Below are 15499 nucleotides of genomic sequence, written 5' to 3' on the forward strand. Positions count from 1 at the left end.
GCAGGCGGGCCATGGGTTGCGGCCAGCGCCCGGCATTCCCTGCGCCCTCGTGTTTTCAGAGGGTCCATTGACATCAGCAGCCCGGGCGCATCGGCGTCGCGGGATCGCGCTGTTGCGCTTGGCAACGCTGCTGCGTGCGGCAACGCGGAGCCGGTGCAGTCGAAACGGCGCGAGTAAACGGCGGCAGGCTCCGGATGATGGACCCAGGGACCGGCCAAGACATCAGCAGGAACGACCAGCCGAACAACGTTGCAGGGGAGGCACTTTGCCAATCAGGCACTTTTCCGCGGAGGCCCGGCGCGCCCGCTGCCAATGGCCCTGCGACAGCTGCCAAGTGGCCGATTGCACAGGGTCGGGCGCTCGCGCCGCAGCAGAATTTGATCTACACGGGAAGCGTTCACGATCGGTCATCCACGACGTCTCGCGCACCGGCGCCCAGGATACGTCAAGACACATCCGGAGTTCTTCATGTCCGCCAGCCAAGCACAGTCCCTCACCCTTGCCGCGGAAGCGACCAACATTCTGACCTCGCTGGGCGTCGCGCCGGGCCGGCTGCGCGGCGGCGCGCGCACCGCACGCTCGCCGGTCACGGGCGAGGCACTGGCAGAGGTGCATGACGACACCAGGGCGCATGCGACTGATGTGATTGCCCGCGCCCACGGGGCGTTCCTGCAGTGGCGCCTGGTGCCGGCGCCGAAGCGCGGCGAGCTGGTGCGGCTGTTCGGCGAGGAGCTGCGCGCCCACAAGGCGGCGCTCGGCCGGCTGGTGTCGATCGAGGCCGGCAAGATCATCTCCGAGGGCCTCGGCGAGGTCCAGGAGATGATCGACATCTGCGACTTCGCGGTCGGCCTGTCGCGCCAGCTCTATGGCCTGACCATCGCCACCGAGCGCGCCGATCACCGCATGATGGAGACCTGGCATCCCCTCGGCGTCACCGGCGTGATCTCGGCCTTCAATTTTCCGGTGGCGGTGTGGGCCTGGAACGCGGCGGTCGCGCTGGTGTGCGGCAACAGCGTCGTCTGGAAGCCGTCGGAGAAGACCCCGCTGACGGCGCTGGCGGCCGACGCGCTGCTGGCGCGCGCGCTCGCCCGCTATCGCAGCGAGGGCGGCGCTGCGCCGGATGGGCTCACCGGCCTGCTGCTCGGCGGACGCGCGGTCGGCGAGATGCTGGTGGATGATGCCAGGGTGCCGCTGGTGTCGGCGACCGGCTCGACCGCGATGGGGCGTGTCGTCGGCGCCTGCCTCGCCGGCCGCTTTGCCCGCGCCATCCTCGAGCTCGGCGGCAACAATGCCGCGATCGTCACGCCGACCGCCGATCTCGATCTCACCTTGCGCGCGGTGGCGTTCGCGGCGATGGGCACCGCCGGCCAGCGCTGCACCAGCCTGCGCCGGCTGTTCGTGCATGCCGACGTCCATGAGCAGCTGGTGCCGCGCCTGAAGCAGGCCTATGCCTCGGTCGCGATCGGCAACCCGCTGCAGCCGGGCACGTTGATCGGTCCGCTGGTCGATCGGGCGGCCTATGAGGCCATGCAGGATGCGCTGAGCGCGGCGCGGGATCACGGCGGCCGCGTGTTCGGCGGCGAGCGCGTCGCGGTCGGCGGCTTCGACGACGCCTATTACGTGCGTCCGGCGCTGGTCGAGATCGCCGCGCAGGCCGGACCGGTCGAACGCGAGACCTTTGCGCCGATCCTCTACGTGATGCCGTATCGCGACCTCGATGCGGCGATCGAGCTGCACAATGCCGTGCCGCAGGGGCTGTCGTCCTCGATCTTCACCAACGATCTGCGCGAGGCGGAATTGTTCTTGTCGTCGTGCGGTTCGGATTGCGGTATCGCCAACGTCAATATCGGCCCGTCAGGCGCGGAGATCGGCGGCGCGTTCGGCGGCGAGAAGGAGACCGGCGGCGGCCGCGAGTCCGGCTCGGATTCGTGGAAGGCCTATATGCGCCGCGCCACCAACACCGTGAACTACGGACGCAGCCTGCCGCTGGCGCAGGGCGTCAAGTTCGATATCGGCTGACCGATGCGGTGGATTGTCTGCGCCAGCGGAACTGCTTTGCCGATTCAGGCGTTGCGCGCTGACAAGGAGATGCACCATGGCAGCCAAAACGAAGACAAAGACCTCGACCGCAAAGTCGGCGCGCGGACGCAAACAGGATCGCGCCCGTGTCGCCGGCGGACAGGACTACGAAGTCCGCTACGAAGCCAAGAAGAGCGGCCGCTCGGCCCAGGCGGTGAAGAAGGCGATCAAGAAGGTCGGCAACGGCCGCAAGAAGGTCGACCGCAAGCTCGCGCGCTAACGTTTCTGCGGCCGCTGTGGCGGCCGCAGCGATCCCCTGGCCCAGCCGAGCGCCTTGGGCGAGTGCAGCGGGTCGGGGCCATCGCAGATCGGACAGAGCGGCGCACGGCGTTCCGTCTTGGCCTCGTGCGGGCCGTTTCGCACCACCGTCGGCCGGCCGCAGGTCGAGCAGGGTTTGCGCGGCAGCCACTGGACGGGACTCTTCAGCACGGCGACGTCTCCCGGTCGACGCCTCAGTCTAGGCCGAACTATGGCACGTGCGGAATCACATATTTGAATCGTGCTCCGTCTTCCGCTTCGCTTGGCCGCGAGCAGTCCGGGCAGGTGTCGCCGATCGCGGCGATGACGTCCTCGATCGCCGCGGTCGCCTCCGAGCTGCGGATGCCGCGTGGTGGATCGTCGCACGCAGCGCAAAGCGCCCGGGCCAGCGCGTGCGGATCGCCCCTGTCCAGCATCCAGCCGTGCTGCTCACATTCGACGATCGCGCCGGCCTCGCGCAGGATCGCGGTCGCCCAGCGTTCGAGGCTGGGCGTCGTAGGGCGGCCTCGGACGGTCCTGGGCATCGGCGAATCTCTCCTCACCCAAGAATCCACGATGGCGGCCAGGTTTCCAGGCCGGCTCTGCAGGGCAGGGATTCGCAAATGGAGGGGCTGGCCGAGAGCAGAAACTCCCTGCCTCCGGCTTGAGATCACGCCGCGCTGCGGCCATCCTGGGTGCAATGCGGCCAATGCGAATGGGACTTAAAGGATGCAGATCAAGACCAATGAGGATGTGCTGCTCGTCATCGATGTGCAGAACGATTTCTGTCCCGGCGGCCGGCTGGCGGTCGCCGAGGGCGATGCCGTGGTGCCGGTCATCAACCGGCTGAGCGGGCTGTTCGATCACATCGTGCTGACCCAGGACTGGCATCCGGCGGGACATAGCTCGTTTGCCTCCAGCCATCCGGGAAAGGCGCCGTTCGAGAGCGTGACCATGCCGTACGGGCCGCAGACCTTGTGGCCGGATCACTGCATCCAGGGCACGAAGGGCGCGGCCTTTCATGCTGATCTTTCGACCGACAAGGCGCAAATGATCATCCGCAAGGGTTTTCGCGCGGCGATCGATTCCTATTCGGCCTTCTTCGAGAACGACAAGACCACGCCCACGGGACTCGCCGGCTATCTGCGCGAGCGCTGCTTGAAGCGGGTCTTCCTGGTCGGGCTCGCGACCGATTTCTGCGTGCACTATTCGGCGGTCGACGCGCGCCGGCTCGGCTTCGCGGCGATCGTGATCGACAGCGCCTGCCGCGGCATCGATCTCGGCGGCTCGATGGCGGCCGCCAGGGCGCAAGGTGCCGAGGCGGGCGTGGAGCGGATCGCCGAGCTGGCGTGATGCGGACGGACTACGCCGCCGCGCCGATGTCAGGCGCGGCGATGGCGCCGGCGACGCGGACGCGGACGCGCAGCGCGTTGCCGGGGAGGTAGGCGATGGGCATGTCCTCGACGTCGACCGTCTTGAGCGTATCGGGAGCCGCGCCGGCCTGCACGGCGCGCGCCTCGGCGATGCCGCGGGCGGCGGCGATGGCCTCGTCGCGGGTCATGTCGCGGAACACCTGGTCGGCCTCGCCGGACACCTGGGCGATGGCCGCGCCGACCGCATTGGCGCAGTCGCCGTGTGGCACGCGCACGATCTCGGAGATGCCGGCGAGCCGCTCCGGCACCAGGAAGGCGCCGCCGCCGACAGCGAGCAGCGGCACGTCGCCGGCCGCTGTCTTCATGCGGTCGATGTCGCCCTCGAGCTGGCGGTGGGCGTCGGCGAGCGCGGCGTCGATCAGGCGCTTCGGCAGATGCGCGACGCGCGATCGGTCGCCGATGTCGATCAGCCCGGCGGCGACGGCGATGTCGGTGGCGGTGAGCTGGTCGCCGCCGAACACGAGGGCGTCGGAGGTCAGGCGATATCCGACGCTGACCGGGCCGACGCGCGCCGGGTCCTGCGCGACATGGCTGCCGCCGCCGAGCCCGATCGACAGCAAATCGGGCATCCGGAACAGCGTGCGGACGCCGCCGACCTCGACCACGGCGTTGGCTTCGCGCGGAAAGCCGTGGCGCAGCTGGCCGATGTCGCTGGTGGTGCCGCCGACATCGACCACCATGGCGTCGTCGAGGCCCGACAGATACGCAGCGCCGCGCATGGAATTGGTGGCGCCGGAGGCGAAGCTCATGACCGGGAAGGCGGTCGCGATCTCCGCCTGCATCACGGTGCCGTCGTTCTGGGTCAGGAACAGCGGCGCGTCGATGCCGGAGTCGGCGATCGCCTTGCGGAAGGCGGCGACCGTGGTGACGGCGAGGTCGTGGAGCGCGGCGTTGAGCAGCGCGGCATTCTCGCGCTCCAGCAGGCCGATGCGGCCGAGGTCGTGCGACAGCGTGACCGCGACCTCGGGGCAGATCTCCGCGAAGATCTCGCGCGCGGTGTTTTCGTGAGCCGGATCGAGGGGCGAGAACGACGAGGCGACCGCGACCGCGCGCAGGCCCTTGGTCTTGATCGCGCGCGCGGCCGCCTTCACGCCGTCGGTATCGAGCGGCATGAACGGGCGGCCGTCATAGTCGTGGCCGCCTTCGAGCATGAATATCTCGCCGCTGACCAGCGCGGCGAGGTCGGCCGGCCAGTCGCAGAACGGCGGCAGCGAGGCGGAAGCCGGCATGCCGATCCTGACGGCGCCGATCTTCTGCAGGTGCCGCCGCTGCACCACCGCATTGATGAAATGCGTGGTGCCGATGACGACTGCATCGACCGGTACGGCCGCTGCGGGATTCGATCGCAGCGCCTTGAGTGCGGCGAGAATGCCCGAGGTGACGTCGGCGGTGGTGGCGCTTTTGACGGAGTGGACGACCTTGTCGTCGGCAATCAGGACGGCGTCGGTGTTGGTGCCACCGACGTCAATGCCAATCCGCTTCATTCTATGCTCCAGGGGTCGCAAACAGCGACCGGAAATCGAGGTCGTAGCCGAAGGCGCGGGGGCCGACGAAGTCGAGGCCGCGCGGGCTGGTCAAAACGGCAGGTGCGGGCAGGGCGATCACCGTCACGCGCTGGCCGTAGCGCACGGTCTCGGTGCCGATGCCATGGCCGTTGACGCTGTCGAGGACGCAGATCAGGTCCGGCGACATCGCGATCGCCTCGCCATCGCGCCAGGCCACGATCCATTCGTTCTGGAACGACAGCTTGAGCTGCGTGCCGCGATCGTCGTCGCTACCCTCGATCACGGCGCTGCCGCGCAGAAACCCCTCGGTGGTGCGGCGCTCGACGTCGACGATCTTGCCGGTGAAGAGATGCTTGCCGCCCTCGCATTCGAGAATCGCGGCGATCGGATCCTGGTGGCTCCTGTTGGCGGCCTCGACCGCACGGCCGATCGCGATCGCCTTGGTGGTGGTGAAATGGATGCCCCAGTCCTTGACCTCGCGCCCGGTCCGCGGCGCCTTGCTGGTCGAGGCAATCGAGCCCATCTCGACGCAGATCTTGCGGCTGGCGCGCTCCATCCACTTCCAGGAGGGCACCTTGGTCACGACAGCCTCGATGCCGCGCGGATCATACAGCGTGCAGGGATAAGGCTGGAGATCGCCGATCGCGACCGACGTCATCTGCGCCTCGGGAAAGGCGCGGCCCATGCAGTCAGCGTCGACGACGGGAATATCGAGATGCGCCGCCGCCATCAGCGCCTGCATGCCGTTGCCGCCGCCGATCTCGACCGACATCACGGCGCGGAAGGTGATGCCGTTGATCTCTTCCTGCATGCGCACCGCGCGCGCGATGCTGCGGCTGTCCGCGAGCCGCTCCTGGCCGACCAGCGGCGCGCCCATATTGGAGACCACCGCGACCCAGTCGTCGTCGGCGAGATCAAGCGGCGACATCATCTGCACGCGATAGCCCTCAGCATAAAGCCGGCGCAGATTGAGCAGGCCGAGATACGGGCTGCCGCCGCCGCCGGTGCCGAGGATCCAGGCGCCGACCGCGAGCGCCTCGATGTCGTCGATGCCGAACGTCTTCATGTCGGCCGCGCTCACGACAGCAACTCTTCGAGGATGGTCCGCGAAGACGACGCGCAATGCGGCTGCGCGGATGAAATGATGACGTTCACAAGATCAATCCTCGAGAATGACGAGATCGGCCGGACGCCAGCCGAGCGTAATGGTCTGTCCGGGCGCGTGGAGCGGACCGGCACCGGAATTCGGCTGCTGTGCCAGAACACGCTGGCCGCCGTCCAGAACGATACGGTACAGCACGGCGCCGCCGAGGAAGTTGGTGCTCTCCACCGTACCCCGCGCCGACATGCCCTTGCTCCTGGCATCGATGGGGCCTTCTGCCGACACCGTCATTTTTTCCGGACGCAGCGCGACGGACAGCACCTCGCCAGCCGCCGCGGCCACCGTGCCCGGCAGAGCCAGCACGAGACCGTTGCCGACGGCGATCCCGGAGCCGTGGTCCATCGTCACGCGCTGGCCACGAAAAATATTGGTGTCGCCGATGAAGTCGGCGACGAAGCGCGTGCGCGGCTGGTCGTAGATCTCGACCGGCGTGCCGATCTGCTCGACGCGACCAGCATTCATGACCGCGATGCGATCCGACATCGCCAGCGCTTCCTCCTGGTCGTGGGTCACGAACACGAGGGTAAGCCCGAGCGTCTTCTGCAATTGCTTCAACTCGAACTGCATCTGCTGGCGCAGCTTCTTGTCGAGCGCGCCGAGCGGCTCGTCGCACAACAGCACGCGTGGCGAGATGACGATGGCGCGGGCCAGCGCAACGCGCTGCTGCTGGCCGCCGGACAGTTGCGCCGGCCGGCGCTCCTCCAGGCCGGACAGCTCGACCATCGCCAGCGCCGCCTTCACCTTGGCGGCGATGGTCGCCTTGTCGATCTTGCGCATGCGCAGGCCGAAGGCGACGTTTTCGGCCACGGTCCGGTGCGGAAACAGCGCATAGTTCTGAAACACCATCGCCATGTCGCGCTTGTGCGCAGGGACATGGGTGATGTCGGCGCCGTCGAGGCGGATCTCGCCGGCACTCGGGCTGTCGAAGCCCGCGATCATGCGCAGGGTCGTGGTCTTGCCGCAGCCGGACGGGCCGAGCAGCGAGAAGAACTCGCCGGGCCGGATGTCCATCGCGACGGAGTCGACCGCGCGCACGTCGCCGTCATAGACCTTGCTGACGCCGGCGATCTCGATCGCCGCACTCATGCGCGGAAGATCCGGTTGACCCGGCTGTCGATCTCGTCCTTCTGCGCGTTGTACCACTTCCAGTCGACCTGGATCAGCTTGCTGACCTTCTCCGGCGTGGTCAGCAGCTTCGCGTCATACTTGGCGTCGAGCTTGACCTTTTTGTTGGCCGGCGAATACCACACGGTCTCGGCGAGGCGCTTTTGAACATCCGGGCGCAGCATGTAATTGATGTAGGCGTTGCCGAGCTCCTTCACCTTGCTGCCGGGCGTGATGCTGAGCACCTGCTCCAGCGACAGCACGCCTTCGCTCGGCGTGACGAAGTCGACCGGCTGGTTCTGCCCGTCGTAACGATAGATGCCGGAATCGTGCAGAATGCCGATGCCGGCCTCGCCGGACAGGATCAGCTTCTCCATCGCGCCGGTGAAGTCGACCAGCTTGATCGGCTTCAGCTTCTCCAGCGCGGCATAGGCGGCGTCGAGATCGGTCTGTCCCTTGCCGTAGAGCGTGCCGCACATCATCACGAACGCCTGTCCCAGGCTGTTGGCGGGGATGACGTAGCCGCCGCGCGCGCCGTTGAACTTCGCGTCCCAATAGTCCTTCCACGACGTGACGTTGCCATAGCCCTTGTCGGTGCGCATGCCCAGGCCGATGGCGCTGGTGAAGATGCAGACGCCGACGATCTTGTCGCTGACGGCGTAGGGATAGACGTCGGCGATGTTCGGCACCAGCTTGGGGTCGACCTTCGGCTCGACGAGACCCATCTCGACGGCCGCCCACTGCTCGTTGGAGTTGGTGTGCAGCACGTCGTAGACCGGCGCGGAGCGAGAGCTCGCCTGCAGCTTCGGCAGGAAGGGCAGCGCCGTGTCGGTCTTGAGCTTGCACTTGAACTCGGTCTCGAAGGCGGGGCCGATCTCGGCCTTCATGACGTCGCCCCATTTGCCGCCCCAGCCGGTGACGTTCAGCACCGGCTCCTCGGCGCGCGCGACGTAGGGCGCGGCGATGACGCCGGCGCCAAGCGAGGCCGCCGCCGTCAGCAGGCGCCGGCGGCTCAGGGGAAAGCGACGCGATGAGGCGGTCATGTCAAAAATCTCCCTTAGAGTTTGACGTAGGAGCGCAGGCCGACAATGCGGTCGAGCGCGATCACGACGATGAAAGCGAGCAGGATCGATACCACGGAGGCCGCGCCGATAGTGCCGTCGAGATCGAATTTCAAGTAGTTGAACAGCGTGATCGGCAGGGTCTCGCTGCCCGGCGCGACCAGGAACAGCGACACCGGAAACTGGTCGAACGAGACGATGAAGGCGAAGATCGCGCCGGCCATGACGCCCGGCTTCACCAGCGGAAGCGTCACCTCGAAGAACGTCCGTATCGGACTGGCGCCGAGATTCTGCGCGGCCTCCTCCAGCCGCACGTCGAAATTATGCAGTACGGCAAGCGTCGTCCTGACCACGTAGGGAATCGTCACGAGCGTGTGGCCTGCCACCAGTCCCCACAGCGGACGTCCGACATCGAGCAGGACGTAGGATTGGAACAGCGCAAGACCGGTGAGGATTGCCGGCAGCATCAGCGGCGACAGCATGGTGGCTACGATCAGCCGCGAGCCCGGCAGGTTGCCGCGGGCGATCGCAAGCGCTGCGGATGCGCCGAGCACGGTGGCCGCGACCGTCGTCATGGCCGCAACTTCCAGGCTGAAGCCGAGCGCATGTATGAAGTCGCGCGAGGCGAAGAACTTCTCGAACCAGCGCAGGGACACCCCGACCGGGGGAAACTGGATGAAGGGTGTCGGGTTGAGCGCGAACACGATGACGATGGCGATCGGCGCCAGCAGGAAGATGAGGATCGCGATATTCGCCGCCAGATACAGCCTCCGTCCCCATCGGCGCGGTACCGCCCTGCCGCGGACGGCCGCCGTGGTTGTCTGAGCGGCCGAGACCGTGAGGCGAGACTGCGGTCGGGAAGCGAGGCTCGTCATGGCCGTCCTCATTGCAGCCCACGCTGGCCAGAAACGAGGCCAAGCACGTGATTGTAGGCGATGACGAGCGAGAGCGAGATCGTCAGCAGCACCATGCCGAGCGCAGCGGCGAAGCCGACGTTGAAGTTTGCCGAGATCTGCTGATAGATCAGGATCGGCAGCGTCATGATCTGGAAGCCGCCGAGCAGGATCGGCGTGACATAGGCGCTGATCGCGAGCGCGAAGACGAGCAGCGAGCCGGCGAGGATGCCGGGCAGGCTGAGCGGCAGGGTCACTTCGATGAACGCCCGCCACGGGCTGGCGCCGAGATTCTCCGCGGCCTGCTCCAGCCGCTCATCGATGCGGCCGATCACCCCGGTGAGGGTCAGCACCATGAACGGCACGTAGATGTGGACGAGGCCGATGATGATGCCGGTTTCGTTGTACATCAGCTGCAGCGGCCTGGTGATCAGCCCGAACGAGGTCAGGATCTGGTTGATGACGCCCTTGTCGGACAGCAGCGTCATCCAGGCGAAGGTGCGCACGACGATGCCGGTCAGCATCGGTGCGAGCACCGCCATCAGCAGCAGCGCATGGCCGGTGCGGCTCCTGATCCGCGCCATCCAATGCGCCAAGGGATAGCCGATCACGAGCGCCGCCAGGGTGGTCCAGAGGCCGATCCGGATCGTGGTCCAGATCACCTCGAGATAATAGCTGTCGTTGCCCATGCGGGCGTAGTGCCTGGTCGTGAAGCCGACATTCGGCATGACCACGGGATTGCCGGTCAGCACGCTCATGACCGCCATCAGCCCGATCGGCAGAAAGAAGAACAGCGCGAACAGCAGCGCGCTTGGCAGGATCAACAGCGCAAGGCTGTTGACGCGCGGCGCACTGCTGGCTGGCATCAGGACGCCAGTCCGGTCAGCTGCTCGATGGTCTGGCCCAGCGGATCGCCGGTCATGCGCCGGAGCTTGCCGGCCATCGCGCCGAGCTCGCGGCGGACATTGGCGCGTTCGAGCTCGGTCGTCGCCTGCACCGAATAGGAGATGGCAATGCCGATCAGCTCACCGCTCTCGCCGCTCGCCAGCGCAAAGCCCTGCGAGCCGACGCCCTCGATCGCCTCGTCGGCGGCATCGGAGACGCCGGTGCGGCGGATCTCGTTCAGCCGCGCCATCAGCTCGGTGAAGTTCTGCGGCGAGTTGGCGGGGACCTTGGGATAGTCGAGCGGCACGCGGGCGCGGATGTCCTGATCCGACAGGCGCGCCAGCATCGCGCGGCCGTTGGAGGTCACGATCGCCGGCGTGCGCTGTCCGGGCGGGTTGACCACGCGTAGCGGGTTCGAGCCGGGCACGATGCGCAGCACGACCTGCTGATAGCCGTCGAGCACCGCGATGTAGCCGGTGTGGCCGGTGCGCGCGCAGACGTCGCGCAGCTCGCGCTCGGCCGTGGCGAGCAGGTCGTCATGGGCGCGATGCAGCCGTCCCAGCTCGAAGGTGAGCAGGCCGGGGCGGTAGCGGCGGGTGTGCGGGTCCTGCTCCAGCAGGCCGCAATCGCGCAGCGAACGGAGCAGGCGCGAGGTCGAGCTCTTCGGCTTGCCGGTCAGAACCTGCACGTCGGCAAAGGAGAGGTCCGGTCGCGAGGTCGAAAAGCAGCGCAGGATGTCGATGGCGTTGGTCAGGGCGCTCATGATGATACCGTTTGTTCCATTTTTTGGAACGTAGTCCCAAATTCTAGAAGCGGCAAGGTGTCTGCCGCAAGGCGAAAATACTGGCAAGGCGATGCCCGAATGCGCGTCAGGGTGGTGGTCGCGGCGCCGGACGCTGGGAGAGCATCGTCATTCTCAGTGCGACGCGCTGGAGCGGATGCGGCCGACGGCGGCATCGACGCCGGTCCAGGCCGGCTTGTCCGGGGCAAACTGGCCGCGGAGGTAGGAGACGAGATCGGCGACCTGCGTGTCGCCCAGATGGTCCTTGAACGCCGGCATGTAGCCGAGATCGGACGAGGCCGGCTTCATGACGCCGTGCAGGATCACCTGGATCAGATTGTCGGGCGTTGCGCTGTGCAGGCTGCTGTTGAGCGCGAGCGAGGGCCGGCTGCCGAACAGCGGCAGGCCGCCGACCTCGTGACACACGGCGCAGGCGCCGAGATAGAGCCGGGCGGCCGGCGACGATGCCGAGGTCACCTTGGTGCGTGCTTCGAGCTCGGCGGCCATCGCCTCCAGCTTTGCGGTCTCGGGTGAGGGCGCCTGGAAGGAGGCGAGATACGTCGCCATGGCCTGGATGTCGGCATCCGGCAGCCTCGCGAGATCCTTGACGATCGGCGCCATGGGACCGGCGGCGACGCCATGGAAGCGCGACTGGCCGGAGCGCAGATAGGTGTAGAGCTCGTGCTCGGTCCACGGGATCGGCGCGGTCGAGAGCGCGGTCAGCGGCGGCGCTTCCCAGCCGTCGGCAAAGCCGCCCGCGAGATGGGCGTTGCGTGGCTCGGCGCCGAGCGCGTTGCGCGGCGAGTGACAGGCGCTGCAATGGCCGAGGCTCTCGATCAAATAGAAGCCGCGATTCCATTGCTCCGATTTGGTCGGATCGGGTTTGAACGGCTGCGTGCTGTGAAACAGCGCATTCCATCCGGCCACCAGAGGCCGAAAATTGAACGGAAAACGCAGCGCATTCTCCGGCGCCTGCTGCCGCACCGGCGCTTGCGCCATCAGATAGGCGTAGAGCGCCTGCAGGTCTGCATCATCGGTGCGCGCGAAATGCGTGTAGGGGAAGGCGGGATAGAGCTGCCGGCCGTCGCGGTGCACGCCCTCGCGCATGGCGCGCTCGAAGGCGGGATAGGACCACGCGCCAATGCCAGTGTCGACATCGGGCGTGATGTTGGTGCTGAAGAGCGTGCCGAACGGCGTCTCCAGCGCGCGGCCGCCGGCATTGATCAGGCCGCCATCCGCGGTGTGGCAGACCGCGCAATTGCCGAGTGCCGCGAGCGCCTCGCCGCGCGCGATCGTCGCCGCGGAATAGACCGAGGGATCGGGACGCGCGATCGGAGCGATGGCACGCCAGGGCAGCACGGCTGTCGCGACGCCGATCGCAGCGGCGCAGGCGGCGACAGCGCTGGCGACGAGGCCGCCACGTTTGGCGAACGGTTTGATCCATGTCGCCGTTGGCTTGTTCGGTGCTGGAAGGGGCTGGGGCTTTGCCGGCTCGACCTGTTCGCCGCGGAGACCGTTGAGAATGCGCTCCGGCGTGAACGGCGGCTCGCGGAAGCGCACGCCGGTGGCATCATAGATCGCGTTGGCGATCGCGGCGGCGCTTGGCACCGACGCCGACTCGCCGACGCCGAGCGGCGGCTGATCCGGCCGCGGTAGCATCAGCACGTCGATCTTGGGCACGTCGGGGAAGGTGATGATGGGATAGGCGCCCCATTCCCGCGCCGCGACCTTGCCGCGTGCGAAGGGGATCTCCTCCATCAGTGCGCGGCTGGTCGACTGGATGACGTTGCCTTCGATCTGGTGGCGCACGCCGTCCGGATTGATCATCAGGCCGGAATCCTGACCGGCGACGACACGGGTGACGCTGACGTCTCCGGTCGTCGTATTCACCGCGACGTCGGCGATCCAGGCCGACCATGCCGCGCCATAGCCGGGAAACTTGCTGTGAACATAGAGCGCGTAGGCAAAGCCGCGGCCGTGCACGACGCCATTCTCGGGCGTCTTCTCTTCCCGCACCGGGCGCGGCGTCCAGCCGGCGCGCTCGGCGACTGCATTCACGAGATCGCGCGCGCGCTCATCCTTCAGATAGCGCAGCCGGTATTCGATCGGGTCGACGCCGGCTTCGGCCGCGAGCTCGTCGATATAGGACTCATGCGCGAAGGTGTTCGGCAGCGCCGAGACGCCACGGATCCAGGATGCGCGGACGATCGGCGCCATGTCATGCGCCGTCACGCGCATATGGTCGTAATCGTAAGGCGGGATCGCGGTGCGGTCACCCATCTCGAAGATGGCCGGCTCCGGTGCGACGCGGCCGGTGAGCAGCAAGGCCAGGGTCGGCGCGCCGTTCGACGGATAGCGGGTGGCGAACTCATAGGCCGCGACCGAGCCGTCGGCCGTGAGGCCGCCATTGACGTCCATCAGTTGCGCTGTGCCCTTGGGCTCCCACAGATGCTCCTGCTCACGCGTCAGCTGCACGCGCACGGGGCGGCCGACCGCGCGGGACAGCAGCAGCGCATCGGCGGTGACGTCGTCGGCGCAGTTGCGGCCGTAGCAGCCGGCAGCCTCCAGCCGGATCAGCTCGATCTGATCCTCAGGGCAGTCGATCAGCTTGGCGAGATCAGTGCGCAGGATGTGCGGGTTCTGCGTGCCCGAATAGATGCGGATCTCTCCGTCGCGATAGTCAGCCACCGCGCAGGACGGTCCGATCGAGCCGTGCATCTGATAGGGCCAAAGATAAGTCCGCCGCATCGGCTTGGCGGCGCCCGCAATCGCGGCATCGACATCGCCCTTGTCGAGCAGCCGGCGCGGTTCGGACGGATTGGCGCGCAGCGCGTTCTCGACATCGTCGAGATCGCGCAAGGTCGGCACCGGCTTCCAATTCACCTTCAGCCGCTCGGCGGCGAGTGCCGCATTCTCCTCGCGGTCGGCAACGACACCGATGAAGTCACCGATCACGACGACATCGACCAGCCCCGGGATGTCGCGCACCGAATCTTTGTCAACGCCAACGAGGCTGGTGCCGATGAAGGGGCCGGCATCGACGCCGACATAAGGAGGGCGGACGACGCGGCCGTGCAACATGCCGGGAACGCGAACGTCGTGCACGTAAGTGAGCTCGCCGGTCGCCTTCGCCGGCAGATCGACGCGCGGCACCGAGCGGCCGACGACCTGGTAGTTGTCCACGGATTTGACGACGACGTCGTCGGCGAGCTCGAGGCGGATCGTATCGTCGCCGATCAGCTCGCCATAGCTGAGCACGCGATTGTCGGGACCGCGGACCAGCCCGTCCTCGATCGCGAGGTCTTGAACGGTGAGGCCCAGCTGTGTCGCGGCCCGTGCCAGCAGAAAGGCGCGCGCCTGTGCCGCGGCCTTGCGCAACGGCACGGCGGTGATCTGGATGGTCTCGCTCGCGATGGTCGCGCCCTGGTTCGGCACGATTGCGGTGTCGCCGAGCACGACGACCACCCGGGCGAACGACACGTCGAGCTCTTCTGCGACGATCTGTCCCAGCGCGGTGCGGATGCCGGTGCCGAGATCGACATGGCCGTTGAAGGCGGTGACGTCACCTGCCGCGGTGATTCTGATGAAGGTCTCGGATGGACCGCCGCCGACGTGGCGCTCAACGGTCAGTAAGCCGCGAAAATGACCAGCTGTGGTGGCGGCGCTATCAGCCATCAGTCCAGCGCCTCGAGCGTGTTGCCGGCAGCGCGCATCGCGGCGCGGAGGATTTCGACATGGGCGCCGCAGCGGCAGAGATTGTAGCGCAGCGCCTGCTTGATCTCGTCGAGCGACGGATCGGGCTTGATTTCGAGCAGCGCCTTGGTCGTCATGATCATGCCGTTGAGGCAGTAGCCGCATTGCGCGGCCTGCTCGGTGATGAAGGCCTGTTGGACGGGATCAGGCGTCTCGCGCGATCCCAGTCCTTCCAACGTGGTGACATCACGACCGATGCAGCCTTCGATCGGGATGACGCAGGAGCGGGCGGCGCGGCCGTCGATCAGCACCGTGCAGGCGCCGCATTCTCCAAGGCCGCAGCCGTATTTCGGACCGTTCAGAGCAAGGTCGTTGCGCAGCACATGAAGCAGGGGCGTATCCGCGGCGGCCGCGACGTCATGCGCCCGTCCATTCACAGTCAGCCGAATCGTTGCTGGCGTCATGCCCTTCTGCCGTCTGCTGTGATATCGTTAACGAAGTTGGGATCGTGATCGCCCCGGAACGTATCGTTTGTGTACTAACATGCAAGTGCCACGTTTCGTGTTGCAGTGCATGCACGATTTCTCGTCATTGTGCAGGGCAAACTGATCGTTTATCCGGCAATCGTGCTTTTCGTTCGCGGTGGCGCTTGACAGCCGGCGGAGG

The 15499-nt window shown here is 67.1% G+C and carries 14 protein-coding genes; 3 read left to right on the forward strand and 11 right to left on the reverse strand.

The features are described from left to right. Window positions 1-468: 468 nt before the first annotated feature. Complete coding sequence (gene amaB, locus QQL87_RS31275; RefSeq protein ID WP_284419638.1) at window positions 469-2019, forward strand: L-piperidine-6-carboxylate dehydrogenase; 1551 nt, start codon at window positions 469-471, stop codon at window positions 2017-2019. A gap of 76 nt (window positions 2020-2095) precedes the next feature. Continuing rightward, on the forward strand, window positions 2096-2299 hold the full coding sequence (locus tag QQL87_RS31280) for a DUF3606 domain-containing protein (RefSeq protein WP_284419639.1): 204 nt from the start codon (window positions 2096-2098) through the stop codon (window positions 2297-2299). On the opposite strand, the gene QQL87_RS31285 is transcribed toward QQL87_RS31280, so the two are convergent. Further along, window positions 2296-2508 carry a hypothetical protein gene (locus QQL87_RS31285; protein WP_284419640.1) on the reverse strand — a complete coding sequence of 71 codons (213 nt, stop codon included), beginning with the start codon at window positions 2506-2508 and terminating at the stop codon, window positions 2296-2298. The two genes, QQL87_RS31280 and QQL87_RS31285, sit on opposite strands and share 4 nt — an antisense overlap. 38 nt (window positions 2509-2546) lie before the next feature. Then, the gene (locus tag QQL87_RS31290; RefSeq protein ID WP_284419642.1) at window positions 2547-2861 is read right to left on the reverse strand and encodes a hypothetical protein; all 315 of its coding nucleotides are present in this window, start codon (window positions 2859-2861) and stop codon (window positions 2547-2549) included. A gap of 184 nt (window positions 2862-3045) precedes the next feature. On the opposite strand from QQL87_RS31290, the gene pncA reads away from it, so the two are divergent. Next, on the forward strand, window positions 3046-3669 hold the full coding sequence (pncA, locus tag QQL87_RS31295) for a bifunctional nicotinamidase/pyrazinamidase (RefSeq protein ID WP_284419644.1): 624 nt from the start codon (window positions 3046-3048) through the stop codon (window positions 3667-3669). Between the two features lie 10 nt (window positions 3670-3679). On the opposite strand, the gene QQL87_RS31300 is transcribed toward pncA, so the two are convergent. The 9 genes from QQL87_RS31300 to QQL87_RS31340 form a co-directional block, all read right to left on the reverse strand. Further along, a complete protein-coding gene (locus QQL87_RS31300) occupies window positions 3680-5233 on the reverse strand; it encodes a hydantoinase/oxoprolinase N-terminal domain-containing protein (RefSeq protein WP_284419646.1) in 1554 nt (517 codons plus the stop codon). A 1-nt stretch (window position 5234) separates the two neighbouring features. Next, entirely contained in the window at window positions 5235-6335 is a 1101-nt protein-coding gene (locus tag QQL87_RS31305) for an S-methyl thiohydantoin desulfurase family protein (RefSeq protein WP_284419649.1), read from the reverse strand. Between the two features lie 78 nt (window positions 6336-6413). Beyond that, entirely contained in the window at window positions 6414-7502 is a 1089-nt protein-coding gene (locus QQL87_RS31310) for an ABC transporter ATP-binding protein (RefSeq protein ID WP_284419650.1), read from the reverse strand. Beyond that, window positions 7499-8563 (reverse strand): extracellular solute-binding protein, encoded by a 1065-nt coding sequence (locus QQL87_RS31315; RefSeq protein WP_284419651.1) that lies wholly within the window; start codon window positions 8561-8563, stop codon window positions 7499-7501. The genes QQL87_RS31310 and QQL87_RS31315 overlap by 4 nt, the downstream gene beginning before the upstream one ends. Before the next feature lie 14 nt (window positions 8564-8577). Next, window positions 8578-9456, reverse strand: coding sequence for an ABC transporter permease (locus tag QQL87_RS31320; protein WP_284419653.1), 879 nt, complete (start codon window positions 9454-9456; stop codon window positions 8578-8580). A gap of 8 nt (window positions 9457-9464) precedes the next feature. Continuing rightward, the gene (locus QQL87_RS31325) at window positions 9465-10340 is read right to left on the reverse strand and encodes an ABC transporter permease (protein ID WP_284419654.1); all 876 of its coding nucleotides are present in this window, start codon (window positions 10338-10340) and stop codon (window positions 9465-9467) included. Continuing rightward, on the reverse strand, window positions 10340-11122 hold the full coding sequence (locus tag QQL87_RS31330; RefSeq protein WP_284419655.1) for an IclR family transcriptional regulator: 783 nt from the start codon (window positions 11120-11122) through the stop codon (window positions 10340-10342). Before QQL87_RS31330 ends, QQL87_RS31325 begins: the two co-directional genes overlap by 1 nt. 153 nt (window positions 11123-11275) lie before the next feature. Further along, window positions 11276-14815, reverse strand: coding sequence for a molybdopterin cofactor-binding domain-containing protein (locus QQL87_RS31335; RefSeq protein WP_284419656.1), 3540 nt, complete (start codon window positions 14813-14815; stop codon window positions 11276-11278). Beyond that, window positions 14815-15297: a (2Fe-2S)-binding protein gene (locus QQL87_RS31340; protein WP_284419657.1), complete on the reverse strand. Its 483-nt coding sequence runs from the start codon at window positions 15295-15297 to the stop codon at window positions 14815-14817. Before QQL87_RS31340 ends, QQL87_RS31335 begins: the two co-directional genes overlap by 1 nt. Window positions 15298-15499 lie beyond the last annotated feature (202 nt).

It is taken from the genome of Bradyrhizobium sp. SSBR45G (genome assembly GCF_030159255.1).
In the GTDB taxonomy this organism is placed as follows: Bacteria; Pseudomonadota; Alphaproteobacteria; order Rhizobiales; family Xanthobacteraceae; genus Bradyrhizobium.

What these genes read in the sequence shown, in the direction of transcription:
- QQL87_RS31300 (WP_284419646.1), bottom strand. Translation starts at nt 5,233, where the DNA reads ATGAAGCGGATTGGCATTGACGTCGGTGGCACCAACACCGACGCCGTC.
- QQL87_RS31290 (WP_284419642.1), bottom strand. Translation starts at nt 2,861, where the DNA reads ATGCCCAGGACCGTCCGAGGCCGCCCTACGACGCCCAGCCTCGAACGC.
- QQL87_RS31330 (WP_284419655.1), bottom strand. Translation starts at nt 11,122, where the DNA reads ATGAGCGCCCTGACCAACGCCATCGACATCCTGCGCTGCTTTTCGACC.
- QQL87_RS31315 (WP_284419651.1), bottom strand. Translation starts at nt 8,563, where the DNA reads ATGACCGCCTCATCGCGTCGCTTTCCCCTGAGCCGCCGGCGCCTGCTG.
- QQL87_RS31280 (WP_284419639.1), top strand. Translation starts at nt 2,096, where the DNA reads ATGGCAGCCAAAACGAAGACAAAGACCTCGACCGCAAAGTCGGCGCGC.
- QQL87_RS31325 (WP_284419654.1), bottom strand. Translation starts at nt 10,340, where the DNA reads ATGCCAGCCAGCAGTGCGCCGCGCGTCAACAGCCTTGCGCTGTTGATC.
- QQL87_RS31320 (WP_284419653.1), bottom strand. Translation starts at nt 9,456, where the DNA reads ATGACGAGCCTCGCTTCCCGACCGCAGTCTCGCCTCACGGTCTCGGCC.
- pncA (WP_284419644.1), top strand. Translation starts at nt 3,046, where the DNA reads ATGCAGATCAAGACCAATGAGGATGTGCTGCTCGTCATCGATGTGCAG.
- QQL87_RS31340 (WP_284419657.1), bottom strand. Translation starts at nt 15,297, where the DNA reads ATGACGCCAGCAACGATTCGGCTGACTGTGAATGGACGGGCGCATGAC.
- QQL87_RS31335 (WP_284419656.1), bottom strand. Translation starts at nt 14,815, where the DNA reads ATGGCTGATAGCGCCGCCACCACAGCTGGTCATTTTCGCGGCTTACTG.
- QQL87_RS31310 (WP_284419650.1), bottom strand. Translation starts at nt 7,502, where the DNA reads ATGAGTGCGGCGATCGAGATCGCCGGCGTCAGCAAGGTCTATGACGGC.
- amaB (WP_284419638.1), top strand. Translation starts at nt 469, where the DNA reads ATGTCCGCCAGCCAAGCACAGTCCCTCACCCTTGCCGCGGAAGCGACC.